Raw genomic sequence first — 15,929 nt, forward strand, 5'->3', positions numbered from 1 at the left:
TGCGCCGGGGCCCCGGGGTCAACTCGGCGGCCCCGCTGCCACATCGTCGAGGTGGCCCCGGTCGGACGACCGGAACTCCCTTGCGCGATGGGCCAGTTTCGGCCACGCAAAGTGAACATCAGATGTACATTTGGTTACTTGTGTTGTCGCAGCGAAGATCGTCAGTAGGTTCTGTGCGGACGTCGCCGCACCCTGGGCAAGGAGCCCGCACGGGGAATCGCGGCGTCAAGGATGCGGCAACATCCATGACGACAACGACAGTTGCGTTCCAGGTTCAGCCCTACACCCCGCACTGCCAGGTCATCGCCGACGAAGGCGAACACGCGGTGATCGGCATCAGCCCCGGAAACTCCTACTTCTCCCACCAGCGGGTTCAGGATCTCGCTCGCTGGGGACTCGACAATTTCGCGCAAGTCGACCTGATATATACGGACTTGCACGTGGCCGAGATGTACGAGGCACTCGGCTATCCGGAGGACGAAGCGCGCCGCAAGGCCGTGAAGAACCTCCGCGGCGTTCGCGCCAAGGTCACCGCCGCCGTCGCCGACAACGACCCGAGCGGTGAACGCCTCCGCGGCCGGCCCATGTCGGCGCTGCGCGACATCCCCGAGTACCGGCGGATGCACGCGGAGCTGATCGGCCGCCTCGACAGCGACCCGGCGTTCCGCGAGACCTGCAACGCCCTGGTCGACATCTTCCTGTCCTCGAAGGTCCTCGACGGCAGGGCCCCGACCGCACGGCAGCGCCAGGTCTGCATCGACTACGTGTGCGCCGAGGCCCCGCTCTTCCTCGACACCCCCGCCATCCTCGGCGTGCAGTCCTCCCTGAACTGCTACCACGCCGCCCTTCCGATGGCGGACCTGCTCTACGCGCGCGGCGCCGGTGTGCGGGCCTCCCGCAACCAGGGCCACGCCATCGTCACCCCCGCTGAAGGAGACCACTGATGTCCGCCGCCGAGACGATCCTGGACTTCCCGTTCACCTGGGACGGGACCCAGCTCCCGACGGAGGTCGCCGAGCTCGCGCCGATCACGAAGGTGCGTACCATCGCCGGGGCCGAGGCCTGGCTGGTCTCCTCCTACGAGCTGGTCAAGCAGGTGCTGGAGGACGACAACTTCAGCCTCAAGAACACCTCCGACCCGGGTGTGCCGCGCCAGTACGCGCTGACCATCCCGCCGGAGGTGGTCAACAACATGGGCAACATCACCGGAGCCGGGCTCCGCAAGGCCGTGATGAAGGCCATCAACCCCAAGTCCCCGGGCCTGCAGGAGTGGATGCGCGACCACGCCGCCGAGCTGGTCGAGCGGATGCTCAAGCACGGCGCGCCGGTGGACGTCCGCTCGATGTTCACCGACCCCTTCAGCGAGGCCATGCACAGCTACCTGCTGGGCATCCCGCTGGAGGACACCCCGCTCCTGGCCGAGTCCCTGCCGATCGCGTTCATGAACTCCGCCACCGAGATCCCGGCCGCGCGCCTCAACTGGGACCGGGACATCGCGTACATGAAGGAGCGCCTGAAGGACACCGAGGGCGGCCTCATCGGCGACCTCGCCAAGCTGCGCGGCACCGAGGAGTACGCGCACGTCTCGGACGAGATGTTCGCGACCGTCGGCGTCACGCTCTTCGGCGCCGGCGTCATCTCCACCGCCGGGTTCCTCGCGATGGCGCTGGTCACCCTCCTCACCCACCCCGAGGAGCTCGACCAGCTCGCCGCCGACCCGGAGCTCATGCCGAAGGCGGTGGACGAACTCCTGCGGATCAACCTGTCCATCGGCGACGGCCTGCCCCGCCTGGTCATGGAGGACGCCGTCCTCGGCGGCCAGGAAGTGCGCAAGGGCGAGCTGATCCTCGTCCTGCCCGAGGGAGCGAACTTCGACCCGAAGGTCTTCCCGCAGCCGCACAAGCTCGACTTCCACCGCGAGAACTCCTCCGCCCACTTCTCCTTCGGCGGCGGCTCGCACTACTGCCCGGCCACCGCCCTCGGCAAGAAGCACGCGGAGATCGCGCTGACCGCCCTGCTGGAGGCCATGCCGCGGATCCGCCTGGCCGTGCCGGTCGAGCAGCTCGTCTGGCGCACCGGCTTCATGAAGCGGCTCCCGGAGCGCCTGCCCGTGATGTGGTAGTCCCCGCTGACTAGGGACCAGTAGACCAGGGGACTGGTCGAAAGGGGGGGGCGGGCTCCGGCGCCGGCACGGAGCCCGCCCCCCTCACATCCGCTGCCGGATCAGGTCCTCCAGCGAGCCCTCCGGCACCGAGCCGTCGGGGGTCAGCCGGTCCACCGCCGTCGGCAGCACCTCGGCCAGTCGGTCCGCGGCCTCCTCGGGGGTGACGCCCGCCTGCCCGGCCACGTGGTCCAGGGCCTGGTACGGCAGGGCCTGCGCGACCTCGGGCCCGCTGACCTCCTGGTTGCCGCCCGTGCCCACCCAGGAGTCGGCCTTCGCGCCCAGACCGCCCTCCTTCAGGGTGTCGATGAGCGCGCCCAGCGGGTTGCTGCCCGCCCCGTGCGTACCGGCCCCGCCCAGCGAGGTCAGCAGGGCGCCCAGCAGGTCGCCGCCCTTGCCGGAACCACCGCCGAGCAGCCCGCCCAGCAGACTGCCCAGATCGTCGCCCATGCCGGCCGCCTTTCGTCGAATACCCGGAGCCCCCTACGTTGGTCGGCGCCCGCGAGCGCGGCACCCCGGCGCGCGGCCCGGCGCGCGACGTTCACCCGTACCGGGGTGTGGAGGTTCCCCGAACCCGCCCTCGTCGTCGCGGATCTGCACATGGTGGTGAACCGTGCGCCGTGCGCCGTTACCTGTGCGCCGTGCTGAGCTGCACCGTTACCCGGGGACTCGAACCCCCGCGCTGCTCTCCGCGCACCGCAGGACCGGATTGACCGCCGGTCCTCGGCTTGTGCACGCCTCCGTGACGACTACCTGCTCCACACCCGGGTGAAGGTCAGTCCAGCAGGTCGACCTCCCAGTTGGAGCGCTGGATCAGCACGTCGACCTCGCGGATCTCCTTGGCCACCAGGTCGGCCTGCGCCCGCAGTTCCCTGACCGGGAGCGCGGAGAACATCCGCAGCTCGGAGCGCATCTGCCGGCCGGCGGCGGGCCCGGCGGCCGCGTCGGCCGCCGAGGTGAGCACGGAGTGGCGCAGCCGCAGGACGTCGCGGCGCGCGAGCGCGTCGGTGAGCGTGCCGCCGCCGTCGATGACGGCCTGTGCGTTGGTCCGGTTGATGCGCCGGATCAGGGACTCCAGGCCGTCCAGCGTCTCCCCGGCCTCGGCGAGCAGGGCCGCGGCGTCCTCGACGGGCGTCTCGCCCTCCTGGTGGCGCGCGTTGCCGACCACGCGGGAGCGCAGCTGCTCCACCCGGCGCGCCGCGTCCGCCCGCAGTGCCAGTGCTTCGGCAAGCTTCATGGTCCGTCCCCCTGTGCGTGGATCAGGACCGCATTATGCCTGGTCCGCGGGGGCGGCGGGGGAGCCGCGCGGCGGAAATATCTTGACGTCGAGATTCGTGGGCGGGCACCCTGGCGCAGGTATCTCGACATCGAGATACCTCTACGGGGAACACGGAGGAAGCCCGGCATGGGACGGAACGGCACAGGGGGGACGGCTCCGACGGGGCTCGCGGGAGACGGGACGGGGCGGCAGTCGGACGGCGTGCCGGCAGCAGGGCCGACGTCAGGCGGGCCGACGCCAGGCGGGGCGCCGGCCGACGGGGCGGCGGCCGACGCCGCAGGCCGCGAGGGGGCCGTACGCGAAGGAGCCCCCGGCGGCGGCCTGATCGCGCAGCTCCGCCGCCCGCCCGGCGGCCGCGACGCCCGGATCATGCTGTTCGCCCAGCTCCTGGACCGCACCGGAACCGGCGTCTGGGCCGCCTCCATGGTCCTGTTCTTCACCTTCGTCATCGGCCTCGACGCCGGCCGGCTCGGCCTGATGCTCGGCGCCGGCGCGGTCGCCGGCATCGTGGGCTCGCCGATCGCCGGCCACCTGGCCGAACGCTTCGCCGTACGACCGCTCCTGATCGCCTGTCACCTGCTGCGGCTGGCGGCCCTCCTCGCGCTGCTGGTCGTCACCCGTTTCGAGGCGCTGCTGCTGATCGTCGCCCTCACGTTCCTCGGCGACCGCGCGGCGAAGACCCTGGAGATGCTCTTCGCCACCCGGGTGGCGGGCGAGCGGCGCGCCACCTACCAGGCGCTGTCGCGGAGCGCGGCCAACGCGGGCTACGCCATCGGCGCGGGCCTCGCCGCCGCGGGCCTCGCCGTGGGCACCAGGGACGCGTACGAACTCCTCATCCTGGCCAACGTCCTGTCGTTCCTGCTGGCGGCAGCCCTGACCTGGCGCACGGCGGAACCCCAGGTGCTGCGCACGGCGGAACCCCCGGCCGGGCACACGGCCGGACCCCCGGCCGCCGCGCCCCCCGGCCCCTCGGGGGAGGCCGCGGCCGGACCTGCGCACGCCGCAGCGGCGGCCGCCCCCGCAGGTCCCGCGGCAGTGGCCGCGAACCCCTGGCGGGACCGCGGCTACCTGCGCTTCGTCCTCCTGGACATCCCGCTCTGCCTGGACGACGCGATCCTGTCCGTCGGCCTCCCGCTGTGGCTCGTGCACCACACCGACGCCCCCCACGCCCTGGTCCCGGCCTTCCTCTTCCTCAACACCGTGCTGGTCGTCGTCCTCCAGCTCCCCGTGTCCGCGAAGGTCGAGCGGCCGCGCCAGGCGGCCAGGTCCGTCGCCTGGTACGGGCTGTTCCTGCTCGGCGCCTGCGCCCTCGTCGCCCTCACCCCGGCCCACGGCCCCTGGACGGCCTCCGCGACCCTGCTGGCGGCCGCGGTCCTGGTCACCGCCGCGGAGCTGGTGCGCTCGGTGTCGTCATGGGAGCTGGCCGTGTCCCTCGCCCCGAGCGAGGGGAAGGCCTCGTACCTCGGCGTGGCGGGCATCTCCTCGGCCACCCAGAAGGCCGCCGGCCCCCTCCTCCTCACCGCGGCCGTCATGCCCACGGGGCCGGCGGGCTGGCTCGCCCTCGGTGTCGTCGTCACGGGCCTCTCCCTCCTCCAGCGCCGCACGTCCCTCGCTCGCCTCGCCACCCTCACCGGCCACTCCACCGGAAGCTGACTGGCAATCAACTAAGGCCCCACTCACCTGAATTGGGAACCGTTCCGTAAAGTCATGGCACTGCCCCACGCCTGCCCACCCATCGCACGCCCATGACGAAGGGAACGATCGGCGCATGACGCTGCCCGAGAGCACGGTGTACGAGTACGACGTCGTGATCAGCGGGGCCGGCCTCGCCGGCAGTGCCGCGGCGATCCTGCTCGCCAGGCGGGGGGCCCGCGTCGCGCTGCTGGAACGCCGGTCGGACCCGGGCGCGTACAAGGTGCTCTGCACTCACTCCCTCACGGCCAACGCGCATCCGGTGCTGGACGAGCTGGGTCTCGTACCCGACCTCGAGAAGGCGGGCGCCGTCCGCAACGAGGCCCGCTGGCACACCCGTTGGGGATGGATCGAGCCTAAGGCCGCGCCGGGCGGCCCCGAGCTGCCGTACGCGTACAACGTACGGCGCAGCACCCTCGACCCGCTGATCAGGTCCCGTGCCGCCGAGACCCCCGGTGTCGACCTGCTCCTCGGACACCGGGTGACCGGGGTGGTCCGGGAGGCCGGCCGCACCGTGGGCGTGCGCGCCTCGACCCGGCAGGGCGAGCGGGAGCTGCGGGCCCGCCTGGTGGTCGGCGCCGACGGCAAGGACTCGGCCGTGGCGAAGCTCGCGGGGGTGCCCACCCGGCAGCACGAGAACGCGCGGTTCGCCTACCTCGCGCACTACCGCGACCTCCCGCTGCCCGGCGGGATCGGCCAGACCTGGTTCCTCGAACCCGACATGGCGTACGCCTTCCCCAACGACGACGGCGTGACGGTCCTCGCGGTGGTACCGGACAAGAGGCGGCTGCCGGCCTTCCGGGACGACCTGGAGGGCAGCTTCAACGCCTTCGTCCGCGCCCTGCCCGAGGCCCCGCCGGTCGACTCCGCCCGGCGGGTGTCGAAGTTCATCGGCACCGTCGACTACCCGCTGCACACCCGCAGGCCGACCGCACCGGGCCTCGCGCTCATCGGCGACGCCGCCCTGACCTGTGACCCCCTGTGGGGAGTCGGGTGCGGCTGGGCACTCCAGTCCGCCCAGTGGCTGGCGGAGGCCGTCGCCCCGGCCACGACCGGGCGCGGCGACCTGGACCGCTCCCTCGCGGCGTACGCCCGGACCCACCGCCGCCGGCTGCGCGGCCACCAGTCCCTGGCCGCCGACTTCGCCAGGTCCCGTCCGTTCAACCCGATGGAACGCCTGATGTTCTCGGCGGCGACGCGCGACCCCTCCCTGGCCCGCCACATGCACCTCTTCGCCTCCCGCCTGATCAGCCCCCTCGGCTTCCTCAGCCCGGCGGCCGTCCTCAGGTCGGCGACGGCGAACCTCCGCCCCCGCCGCCCCTCGTCGTAACGGAGGTTGTCGAAACGGACCTTCGCGCGGGCCCCGGCCCCGGCGAAGGCCTCGCCGTCCGACAGGGTGCCGTCGTCGCGTACGTCGAAGGGCGTCGACCCGGCGGCGTGCGCGGGCCCCGTCGAAGACTGAGGGGCGGGCGGCCGGAACGAGCCGGACCGAAAAGATGCTTTAACGCCGCGGCTGTTGCGGGGGTGGCCTCTGTGGCCGCAATCCCGGGCATTCGAGGGCGGGTGCCGGGATTCGGGCGCGGGTGGGGCGACTTGCACGCCGCGGGCGTGCTGCTGCCGGCCCCGGTGCGCCGTTGTGATGATCCGGTCACCCTACGTAGCGTTGCCGAGCGGGATGACCGGTCTCCGGACCGGGCAACCGCCGCGCGCGCAGGCACCCCATCACCCCTGAGGCGAAAAGGAGTTCGACCATGACGTATGAGCGCCCCACCCTCACCAAGGCCGGCAGCTTCCGCAAGCTGACCGGGATCAAGAACACGGGGCCCAAGGACGTCCTCGGCGGCAAGCAGCTCCTCTGACGTGAGGACCCGGCCGCGCCGCTGAAACGGCGTCCGTGCCACCGGGTGGCGGCCCCCAGCCGCCACCCGGCCACCCCACTTCCCGCACACCGCCGACCGAAGGCCGCAGCCGTGGAAGACTCCCTGTCACTCCAGGCCCTGCCCACCTGGTTCACCGTCCTGCCCGACACCGACGCGGCCGCCGCCGTCGCCGCCAAGGCGCTCGCCCACGCCGACCAGAACCTGCGGCACCCGTCCGGGCGCCCCTGGCTGGTCGGGCGCTGGGCGCCCTCCGGCATCACGGTGGGCGAGTGCGGAGGCACCCGTATCGCCGTCCTCGGCGAACACTCCGTCACCGCACAGGCCGCCCGGCACGCCGCCGAAGCGGCCGAAAGCACCTCCCTGTCGGGACTCGACCGCCTCAGCGCCACGTGGGCCGGCAGCCTCCACCTCGTGGCCAGCCGCGGCGGGCGGGTCCGGGTCCAGGGCGGCGTTGTCGGCATGAGACGGGTCTTCTTCACCGATGCCACCCTCCCGGCGGGCGGCGGCGTCAGCCTGGCCTCCGACCGGGCCGACGTGCTCGCCGAACTGGTCGGCGCCGAACTCGACGAACGCCGGCTCGCCCTCGAACTGCTCACCCTGGGCGTGCCGCACCCGCTGTCGGGCGCCCCGATGTGGAAGGGCGTACACGCCCAGCCCGGCGGCCACTTCCTCACGCTCGACTCCGACGGACGGGCCACGGAGACCCGCTGGTGGTCGCCCCCCGACCCCCACCTGCCCCTGACCGAGGGCGCCGTGCGCTTCCGGGAGGCGCTGACCACCGCCGTCGCCACGCGCACGCGCGGGCGCGAACTGGTGACGGCAGACCTGGGCGGGCTCGACTCCACCGCCGTGTGCTGCGCCGCCGCCCGCGGGGACGCGAAGGTCGCGGCGTACACCGCGGCGATCCACGACGAACTCGGCGACGACGTGTACTGGGCCCGCCGGACCACCCGGGCACTGGGGACGATCGAGCACCACGTCGTGCCCGCCCCCGACCTGGCCATGACGTTCGACGGGATCGACACCCTCGACGACCTTCTGGACACCCCCAGCATCCTCACCGTCGACCGCAACCGCCGCATGCACATCATCGGCCTGGCAGCAGCCCGCGGGTCGAACCTGCACCTGACCGGCCTGGGGGGCGACGAACTCCTCGCCGGGGCACCCGCCCGCCTGCACGCGCTGATGCGCACCCATCCCCTCACCGCGATGCGGGACATGCGCGGATACTCCGCGAAGTACCAGTGGTCCCGGCGGCGCGTGCTCCGCCAGCTCCTGGACCGCCGCTCCTACCGCGCCTGGCTGGGCAGGGTCGCCCGCGACCTGAACGCGCCCCCGGCCCCGGCGGACGAACCGCTGCTCGACTGGTCGGCGCCGCCCCGCATGCCGGCCTGGGCCACGCCCGAGGCCGTGGACGCGGCGCGCGAGCTGCTCCGCGCCCACCTCCCCCGGGCGGAGCCCCGCGGCCGCGGGCACGGGGAGCACCGCGAGATGGCCGCCATGGACGGCATCTCCCAGTGGACGCGGCACATCGGCCAGATGGCCGCGCCGCTGGGCATCACGGTGGCGGCCCCCTACTACGACGACCGGGTGATCGAGGCGGCCCTCGCCATCCGGCCGCAGGAGCGGATCACTCCCTGGCGGTACAAGCCGCTGATCGTCGAAGCCATGCGCGGCATCGTTCCCGAGGCCAGCCGCACGCGCGACACCAAGGCCAACGCCACGTTCGAGGAGGAAGTGGGGCTGCGCCGCCACCGTGCCCGACTGCTGGCCCTGTGCGAGGAGTCGCGCCTCGCCCGGCTGGGCCTCGTCGACGTCGAGGTCCTGCGCGAGTGGTGCCGCCGCGCCCTGTCGGCCGAGACGGAGAGCTACCTCCTGCACCCGACCGTGGCGTGCGAGGTGTGGCTGCGCTCCCGGGAGGCGACACCCTCCAGGGAGACGACACCCTCCCGGACGCGCCCCCCTACGGCACGCGAAAGGTGAGCCCGATGTGCACGCTGAAGTCCGGAGTGCTGCTGACCGAGACCGAGTACGGCATGGCCCTGCTCGACGAGAAGAGCGCCGAGTACTGGACCCTCAACCCCGCGGCGGCCGTCGTGCTCCGCGAGCTCCTGGACGGGCATGCAGTCGAGCGGGCGGCGGCGGCCCTCGTCGAACGGTACGAGGACGTGGACGCCGAAGTGGCCGCCCGGGACGTCGGGAGCATCGTCGAAGACCTCCGCTCCGCGGGGCTCATCACCCCGTAGCCGGACCCGGCCGCCGGCCGCCCGGAGAAGGGATGTGCAGATGTCGACCCCGGAAGCCGTTCCCTACCGCCCCCGCTCCGTCCCCCTGGCCCGCCGCCTCGGAGCACGCCTCGTGATCGGCTGCGCCCACGTGCTGGCCGCCCTGCCGCCCCGGAGGATCCGGGCCGTGCTGGCCCGGCTCCGCCGCGGAGCGAGGCCCGCCACGCAGGCCGAGGCGGCCGCGGCACGGGAGACGGTGCTCGCCGTGAGCCTGGCCGCGGGCGGGCACAAGGGCTGCCTGCCGCGGTCCCTGGCCACCGTGCTCCTGTGCCGCTGCCGCGGCCAGTGGCCCACCTGGTGCGTGGGGGTGCGCACCCGCCCGCCGTTCGCCGCGCACGCCTGGGTGGAGGCCGAGGGCGAACCCGTCGGCGAGGGCACGCCCGCCGGATACTTCCAGCGCTTCTTCGCGGTGGAGTGAGCCCGTGCCCACTGCCCCGCTCGCCCTCCTCGGGCACCTCCGGCCTCAGCGCGGCCGCATGACGGCAGGTGTCCTGCTCGGCCTGCTCGGCAGCGTCATGGGCCTGGCCCAGCCCCTGGCGGCCAAACAGGTCATGGACGACATGGGCCGAGGAGCCCCGGCGTACGGCCCGGTGATCGTCCTCAGCGTGCTGGTGGCGGCCGGCGGGATCCTCGCCGGCCTCGGGCACTACCTGCTGGACCGGTCCGCCGAGTCCGTCGTCTGCACCGCCCGGCGCCGGCTGATCGACCGTCTGCTGGCGCTGCGCGTCCCGGTGGTGGAGCGGACCGAGCCGGGGGACCTGATCTCCCGCGTCACCTCCGACACGGCGCTGCTCCGGCAGAGCGCGCCCCAGGCCGTGTCGGCCGCGGTCACCGGTTCCCTGATCACCCTGGCGACGGTGGTCATGATGGGGCTTCTCGACGCCGTGCTGCTCGGCGTCACGCTCGGCGTGATCGCGTTCGTCGGCATCGCCGTCGCTGCCGTGGCCCCGCGGATCGGCCGGGCCACCCGGCACACACAGGAGGCCGTCGGCCGCATGGGTGCCGCGCTGGAACGAGCCCTGGGCGCCTTCCGCACGATCAAGGCGTCGGGCGCCGAACGGCAGGAGGCACGAGCGCTGCACGTCGCCGCCGAGCACGCCCGGCGCACCGGTGTCCGCGCCGCCGCCTGGGAAGCGGTCTCCGCGACCCTGTCTGCGGTGGTCGTCCAGGTCTGCTTCCTGGTCGTGCTGGGAGTGGGGGGCGCACGCGTCACCTCGGGTGCCATCGGCGTCTCCACCCTGGTCGCCTTCCTCCTCTACCTCTTCGCGCTCGCACCCCGGATCGGCCAGCTGGTGGAGGGCGTCGTCCAGTTCCAGATCGGTTCGGCCGCCGCCGCGCGGATCCGGGAGGTCGAGAGCCTGGACGTCGAGAACCCGGAGGCCGAGAACCCGGAGGCCGCGAGCCCTGAGGCGGAGGGCGCGCACCGGGGACGGGACGGCGGTCCGGTCCGCGCGGAAGCCGGACCGCTGCCCGCCGGCGTGGCCTTCCGCGACGTCTGCTTCGCCTACCGCCCCGGGCTGCCCCGGGTCCACCACCGTGTCTCCTTCAGCATCCCCGGCGGAGGCCTGACCGCGTTCGTCGGGCCGTCCGGCACGGGCAAGACCACGGTCTTCTCCCTCATCGAGCGCTTCTACGACCCGGACGCCGGCCAGGTACTGCTGGACGGGAAGGACCTGCGGCAGTGGCCGCTGGCCGAACTCCGCGCGGCCATCGGATACGTGGAACAGGACACGCCCGTCCTCGCTGGCACCCTGCGCGAGAACCTGACGCTGGGCGCGGTCGACGCCACGGACGAGGAACTCCGGCGTGCCCTGCGCCTCGTCCGCCTCGACGGCCTGACCGACCGGCTGCCCCACGGCCTCGACACCGAGGTCGGCCACCGCGGCAGCAGGCTTTCGGGCGGCGAGCGCCAGCGCGTCGCGATCGCCAGGGCCCTGCTCCGCGGCCCGAGACTGCTGCTGCTGGACGAAGCCACCTCGCAGCTCGACGCGGCCAGCGAAGCGGCGCTGCGCGACACGATCACCGACATCGCGGGCCGCATCACCGTCCTCGCCGTCGCCCACCGCCTGTCCACCGTCACCACGGCCGACCGCATCGTCGTGATGGAGGCCGGCCGCGTACGCGCGGTGGGCACCCACACCGAACTCCTCGGCACGGACGCGCTCTACCGCGAACTGGCCACCACCCAACTCCTCGACGCCCGCCCCACCCCCTCCCGAACGGCCCTCACCTGAGCCGGGAGGTGCTCGCCCGCCAGGACCGCCCGGCCGGCGCGGAGGTTCTCCCGCGCTGCCGACGTGCCGGGGCGGTGCCCGGAGCGCCGCCGCTCACACGGCCTTCGGGGCCGGCCTCCCGCTCGACACCTTCGACCTGCCGTCCACCCCGGCCGACCCCGCTCCGCCGAGCCCTACAGCCAGTCGCGCTTCTTGAAGATCACGTACAGGCTCGTACAGACCACGGCCATCAGCAGGATCGCGAAGGGGTACCCGCCGGCCCACTTGAGCTCCGGCATGTCCTCGAAGTTCATGCCGTAGATCGTGCCCACGAGGGTGGGGGCGAAGAGGATGGCGGCCCAGGAGGAGATCTTCTTGATCTCCTCGTTCTGTTCGAAGCCGGCTTCGGCGAGGGCGCGCATTTCGGCGTTCTGCTGCTGGGTGACCAGGGTGGCGTTGACCGTGAGGATTTCGGTGAGGGCCTGGCGGAAGCCGTCCACGCGTTCGCTGGTGTGCGTGACGTGGTCGGCGACGTCGCGGAGGTAGCGCTGGAGCTCCTCGTCCGTGCCGTACTTCGCGAAGCCCGCCATCAGGCCGTGGAGCATGCCGACCAGGGGGCGGGTGGCGCGCTGGAACTCGACCATTTCGCGCGAGAGTTCGTAGATGCGGCGGGAGACCTCCGGGTCGCCGCGGAACACCTCCGTCTCGATCTCGTCGATGTCGGTCTGGACGCCGTCCACCACCGGGGCGTAGCCGTCGACCACCGCGTCGAGGATCGCGTACAGGACCGCCTCGGGGCCGAGTTTGAGGAGGTCCGGGGTCTCCTCCATGCGGCGGCGGACCGCCGAGAGGTCGGGGGCGGCCGCGTGGCGGACCGTGATCAGGAAGTCCGGGCCCACGAAGACGTGCAGCTCCCCGAAGTCGACCTCCTCCGGGGCGTCCAGGTAGCGGGCCGCGCGGAGGACGACGAAGAGGGTGTCGCCGTAGCGTTCGAGCTTGGGGCGCTGGTGCGCTTCGAGGGCGTCCTCCACCGCCAGCGGGTGGAGGTCGAACTCGGCGGCGAGAGAGTGGAGTTCGGCCTCGGTGGGGCGGTGCAGGCCGATCCAGGCCATGCCGTCGCACTGCTCCCGCAGCTGCCGGAACGTCTCCGCGAGGGTGGCCGGGGACGCGACCCTGCGCCCGTCGCGGTAGAGGGCGGCCTCGACCACGCTGCGGTGGTTCGCGGGGGCGTCGGGGGATTCGGCGGAGGGGGAGGAGGGAGAGGAAGGGGAGGCCGGCGCGCCGGGGGGCGCGGGGGCGGGAGCGGCGGGGCGCAGCCAGGAGGTCCTCTTCTGCGGAGAGGAGGGGCGGCGGTCGCGGCGCTCGGCCATGTCGGGTCAGCTCCCGGTCGGTTTCCTGCCAGGGGGTCCTTTTGTGAACACCGAGCAGGATATACGGATGAATCGGGGCACGGGCAGGGCGGTGGGATCGTCATCGCGGACCGAAATCGTCCGCAATGCTCGTTAGCGTGGTCCCCATGGACGCCACGAAGAAGCACGTGCTCGGCACCCGCGCGCTCAACCGCGCCACCCTCGCCCGCCAGCTGCTCCTCCGCCGCTCCGCGATGGGCGCGGGGGACGCCGTGGCACACCTGCTGGGGCTTCAGGCGCAGAACGTGAAGCCGCCCTACTTCCAGCTGTGGTCCCGTCTGGAGGGCTTCGAGCCGGCGGCGCTGGCCGCCCTCATGGAGTCCCGCGAGGTGCTGCGCATGGTCACGATGCGTTCCACCATCCACACCCACACGGCCGAGGACGCGCTCGTGCTGCGCCCGCTCGTGCAGCCCGCCCGCGACCGGGAGATCAACAACTTCCGCAAGGGACTCGTGGACGTCGACCTCCCGCGCCTCGCCGATCTCAGCCGCCGCTTCGTCGAGGCCGAGCCCCGCACGATGGCGGAGATCCGCGAGGAGCTGCTCAAGGAGTGGCCGCACGCCGACCCGCCCGCGCTCTCGGTGGCCGCGCGCTGCCTGCTGCCGCTGGTCCAGGTCACCCCGCGCGGGGTCTGGGGGCGGTCGGGGCAGGTCCGGCTCACCACGCTGGACAACTGGCTCGGACGTAAGGAGTCCGGGGGCGGGGACGCGCCGGATCACGCCCCTGGTGCCGGTGCCGGCACCGGCACCGCCCTCGACGCGACCGTGCTGCGCTACCTCGCCGCCTTCGGGCCCGCCTCCGTCCAGGACATGCAGACCTGGGCCGGGCTGACCCGGCTCCGCGAGGCCTTCGAACGCCTCCGGCCCCGGCTCGTCACCTTCCGGAGCGACTCCGGCGCCGAGCTCTTCGACCTCCCCGACGCGCTCCGCCCCGACGAGGACACCCCCGCGCCCGCCCGATTCCTGCCCGAGTTCGACAACCTTCTCCTCTCCCACGCCGACCGCACCCGCGTCGTCCCGGAGGAGTACCGGGGCCGTACCTGGCAGGGGAACCAGGCGCGCTGCACGTTCCTCGTCGACGGGTTCCTCGCGGGGATCTGGCGGCTGGAGCAGCCGAAGGGCGGCGCGGCCGCCGTGCTCACCGTCGAGCCGTTCGGCCGGCTCACCCGGCAGCAGCGGGCCGAGCTCACCGCCGAGGGACAGGACCTGCTCGCCGCCATGACGGAGACGGGGGAGGGGGACGTCCGGTTCGGGTCCGTGGACGGAGGGCCCCCCACCTCCGCCGGTCGGTCCTCGGTCAACCGCGGCTGACGGCCCACTGGTGCTCCGCCGTCCCGCCCGGCACGATGCCCATGCGCAGTGATCCACATCCACACCGACCGCAGTCCATCGTGCGTGCGACGCAGACGAGATGCCAGGAGTGAGCAGTGCGGGTTCCGATGACCGTGTCCGACTTCCTCGACCGGGCAGAGCTGGGGTTCGCCGCCGGCCCCGGTGTGATCGACGAGCCCGACCAGCCCGGCCCGCCGGTGCCGGATTCGACGTACGGCCGCCTCGGCGAGCGGGTCCGGGCCTGGCAGGCCGGGTTCGACGCGCTCGGCGTGGGCGAGGGCGAGCGGGTGGCCGTGGTCAGCCACAACTCGGCCCGGCTGCTGGAGCTGCTGTTCGCGGTGCCGATGAGCGGCCGGATCTGCGTACCGGTGAACTTCCGCCTCAAGCCCGAGGAGGTCGAGTACGTCGTACGGCAGAGCGGCGCGTCCGTTCTCCTCGTCGACCCGGAACTCGACGCCGCCCTGGCCGGCGTCAAGGCCCGCCACCGCTTCGTGCTCGGCGCGGAGACCGAGACCGGGCTGATGCGGTTCGGCGTCGAGCCGCGGCCGTGGTCCCGCCCCGACGAGGACGCCACCGCCACGATCAACTACACCTCCGGCACCACCGCCCGCCCCAAGGGCGTCCAGCTCACCCACCGCAACATCTGGGTCAACGGCCTGACCTTCGGCCTGCACACCCGCGTCTGGGAGCGCGACGTCTACCTCCACACGCTGCCGATGTTCCACTGCAACGGCTGGGGCATGCCGTACGTGATGGCGGGCCTCGGCGTGAAGCAGGTGGTGCTGCGCAAGGTCGACGGTACGGAGATCCTGCGCCGCGTCGACGAGCACGGGGTCACGCTCATGTGCGGGGCGCCCGCCGTGTGGAACGCCGTGCTCGACGCGGCGGCCTCCTGGGAGGGCGAGGTCCCCGGCCGTGACCGGGTTCGGATCGTCTGCGCGGGCGCCCCGCCGCCGAGCCGGACGATCCAGCGGGTGGGGGAGGAGCTGGGGTGGGAGTTCACCCAGATCTACGGCCTGACCGAGACCTCCCCGCTGCTCACCTTCAACCGGTCCCGCCCGGCCGACGAGGACCTGCCGCCGGAGGAGCGCGCCCACAAGCTGTCCCGCGCCGGGCTGCCCGCGCTCGGGGTCAAGCTCCGGGTCTCGGACTCCGGGGAGGTGCTGGCCCGCTCGAACGTCGTCCTCGACGGCTATTGGGACAAGCCGGAGGAGACCCGGGAGGCGCTGGCGGACGGCTGGTTCCACACCGGTGACGGGGGCACGCTCGACGAGGAGGACGGCCACCTCACGATCTCCGACCGCAAGAAGGACGTGATCATCACCGGTGGCGAGAACGTCTCGTCCATCGAGGTCGAGGACACGATCTTCAGCCACCCCGCGGTCGCCGAGGTGGCCGTGATCGGCGTCCCGCACGAGAAGTGGGGCGAGACGATCAAGGCGCTGGTGGTCCTCGCCGAGGGGGCGACCGCGGACGAGGCCGAGATCATCTCCCACTGCAAGCAGCGGATGGCCGGGTACAAGGCGCCGACGAGCGTCGAGTTCCGCGAGGCCATCCCGCGCACGGCGACCGGCAAGATCCAGAAGTTCAAGCTGCGCGAGCCGTACTGGGCGGGGCGCGACCGGCAGGTGAGCTGACGCCGGGAGCGCGGGGCGCGGGTGCCTTCGCCGGTGCGCGTG

The 15,929-nt window shown here is 73.0% G+C and carries 14 protein-coding genes; 11 read left to right on the forward strand and 3 right to left on the reverse strand.

Going from position 1 to position 15,929, the window contains the following annotated elements; all coding sequences use genetic code 11:
* Positions 1-245: 245 nt before the first annotated feature.
* Both ACIQUQ_RS33585 and ACIQUQ_RS33590 read left to right on the forward strand, forming a co-directional pair.
* Complete coding sequence (locus ACIQUQ_RS33585; RefSeq protein ID WP_399940734.1) at positions 246-944, forward strand: tRNA-dependent cyclodipeptide synthase; 699 nt, start codon at positions 246-248, stop codon at positions 942-944.
* Positions 944-2,122, forward strand: a complete 1,179-nt coding sequence (locus ACIQUQ_RS33590; RefSeq protein ID WP_403983666.1) for a cytochrome P450 — start codon at positions 944-946, stop codon at positions 2,120-2,122. The genes ACIQUQ_RS33585 and ACIQUQ_RS33590 overlap by 1 nt, the downstream gene beginning before the upstream one ends.
* An 84-nt stretch (positions 2,123-2,206) precedes the next feature.
* Here ACIQUQ_RS33590 and ACIQUQ_RS33595 read toward each other — a convergent pair whose 3' ends face one another.
* On the reverse strand, positions 2,207-2,611 hold the full coding sequence (locus tag ACIQUQ_RS33595; protein WP_403983668.1) for a YidB family protein: 405 nt from the start codon (positions 2,609-2,611) through the stop codon (positions 2,207-2,209).
* A 325-nt stretch (positions 2,612-2,936) separates the two neighbouring features.
* Complete coding sequence (locus ACIQUQ_RS33600; protein ID WP_403983670.1) at positions 2,937-3,398, reverse strand: DIP1984 family protein; 462 nt, start codon at positions 3,396-3,398, stop codon at positions 2,937-2,939.
* Between the two features lie 243 nt (positions 3,399-3,641).
* On the opposite strand from ACIQUQ_RS33600, the gene ACIQUQ_RS33605 reads away from it, so the two are divergent.
* From ACIQUQ_RS33605 to ACIQUQ_RS33635, 7 genes are all read left to right on the forward strand, one after another.
* Entirely contained in the window at positions 3,642-5,093 is a 1,452-nt protein-coding gene (locus ACIQUQ_RS33605; protein WP_403983672.1) for an MFS transporter, read from the forward strand.
* Positions 5,094-5,208: 115 nt separating this feature from the next.
* Entirely contained in the window at positions 5,209-6,462 is a 1,254-nt protein-coding gene (locus tag ACIQUQ_RS33610; protein ID WP_403983674.1) for an NAD(P)/FAD-dependent oxidoreductase, read from the forward strand.
* Between the two features lie 421 nt (positions 6,463-6,883).
* A complete protein-coding gene (locus ACIQUQ_RS33615) occupies positions 6,884-6,991 on the forward strand; it encodes a keywimysin-related RiPP (protein WP_158939584.1) in 108 nt (35 codons plus the stop codon).
* Positions 6,992-7,102: 111 nt separating this feature from the next.
* A complete protein-coding gene (locus ACIQUQ_RS33620; RefSeq protein ID WP_403983676.1) occupies positions 7,103-8,995 on the forward strand; it encodes a lasso peptide isopeptide bond-forming cyclase in 1,893 nt (630 codons plus the stop codon).
* Positions 8,996-9,000: 5 nt separating this feature from the next.
* Complete coding sequence (locus ACIQUQ_RS33625; protein ID WP_403983678.1) at positions 9,001-9,258, forward strand: lasso peptide biosynthesis PqqD family chaperone; 258 nt, start codon at positions 9,001-9,003, stop codon at positions 9,256-9,258.
* 40 nt (positions 9,259-9,298) lie between these two features.
* The gene (locus ACIQUQ_RS33630; protein ID WP_403983680.1) at positions 9,299-9,715 is read left to right on the forward strand and encodes a lasso peptide biosynthesis B2 protein; all 417 of its coding nucleotides are present in this window, start codon (positions 9,299-9,301) and stop codon (positions 9,713-9,715) included.
* A gap of 4 nt (positions 9,716-9,719) precedes the next feature.
* Positions 9,720-11,531 (forward strand): ABC transporter ATP-binding protein, encoded by a 1,812-nt coding sequence (locus tag ACIQUQ_RS33635; protein ID WP_403983682.1) that lies wholly within the window; start codon positions 9,720-9,722, stop codon positions 11,529-11,531.
* A 173-nt stretch (positions 11,532-11,704) separates the two neighbouring features.
* On the opposite strand, the gene ACIQUQ_RS33640 is transcribed toward ACIQUQ_RS33635, so the two are convergent.
* On the reverse strand, positions 11,705-12,880 hold the full coding sequence (locus ACIQUQ_RS33640) for a magnesium and cobalt transport protein CorA (RefSeq protein ID WP_403983684.1): 1,176 nt from the start codon (positions 12,878-12,880) through the stop codon (positions 11,705-11,707).
* Between the two features lie 146 nt (positions 12,881-13,026).
* On the opposite strand from ACIQUQ_RS33640, the gene ACIQUQ_RS33645 reads away from it, so the two are divergent.
* Together ACIQUQ_RS33645 and ACIQUQ_RS33650 are read left to right on the forward strand one after the other, a co-directional pair.
* Positions 13,027-14,229: a winged helix DNA-binding domain-containing protein gene (locus ACIQUQ_RS33645; protein WP_403983686.1), complete on the forward strand. Its 1,203-nt coding sequence runs from the start codon at positions 13,027-13,029 to the stop codon at positions 14,227-14,229.
* Between the two features lie 128 nt (positions 14,230-14,357).
* Positions 14,358-15,887, forward strand: a complete 1,530-nt coding sequence (locus ACIQUQ_RS33650) for an AMP-binding protein (protein ID WP_403983688.1) — start codon at positions 14,358-14,360, stop codon at positions 15,885-15,887.
* The last annotated feature ends 42 nt before the right edge of the window (positions 15,888-15,929 follow it).

The organism is Streptomyces sp. NPDC101118 (assembly GCF_044759445.1).
Lineage (GTDB): Bacteria > Actinomycetota > Actinomycetes > Streptomycetales > Streptomycetaceae > Streptomyces.

Bases quoted from the DNA above. Each gene is read 5' to 3' on its own strand.
- ACIQUQ_RS33640 (WP_403983684.1), bottom strand. From the start codon at position 12,880: ATGGCCGAGCGCCGCGACCGCCGCCCCTCCTCTCCGCAGAAGAGGACC.
- ACIQUQ_RS33590 (WP_403983666.1), top strand. From the start codon at position 944: ATGTCCGCCGCCGAGACGATCCTGGACTTCCCGTTCACCTGGGACGGG.
- ACIQUQ_RS33645 (WP_403983686.1), top strand. From the start codon at position 13,027: ATGGACGCCACGAAGAAGCACGTGCTCGGCACCCGCGCGCTCAACCGC.
- ACIQUQ_RS33585 (WP_399940734.1), top strand. From the start codon at position 246: ATGACGACAACGACAGTTGCGTTCCAGGTTCAGCCCTACACCCCGCAC.
- ACIQUQ_RS33615 (WP_158939584.1), top strand. From the start codon at position 6,884: ATGACGTATGAGCGCCCCACCCTCACCAAGGCCGGCAGCTTCCGCAAG.
- ACIQUQ_RS33650 (WP_403983688.1), top strand. From the start codon at position 14,358: ATGACCGTGTCCGACTTCCTCGACCGGGCAGAGCTGGGGTTCGCCGCC.
- ACIQUQ_RS33595 (WP_403983668.1), bottom strand. From the start codon at position 2,611: ATGGGCGACGATCTGGGCAGTCTGCTGGGCGGGCTGCTCGGCGGTGGT.
- ACIQUQ_RS33630 (WP_403983680.1), top strand. From the start codon at position 9,299: ATGTCGACCCCGGAAGCCGTTCCCTACCGCCCCCGCTCCGTCCCCCTG.
- ACIQUQ_RS33600 (WP_403983670.1), bottom strand. From the start codon at position 3,398: ATGAAGCTTGCCGAAGCACTGGCACTGCGGGCGGACGCGGCGCGCCGG.
- ACIQUQ_RS33625 (WP_403983678.1), top strand. From the start codon at position 9,001: ATGTGCACGCTGAAGTCCGGAGTGCTGCTGACCGAGACCGAGTACGGC.
- ACIQUQ_RS33610 (WP_403983674.1), top strand. From the start codon at position 5,209: ATGACGCTGCCCGAGAGCACGGTGTACGAGTACGACGTCGTGATCAGC.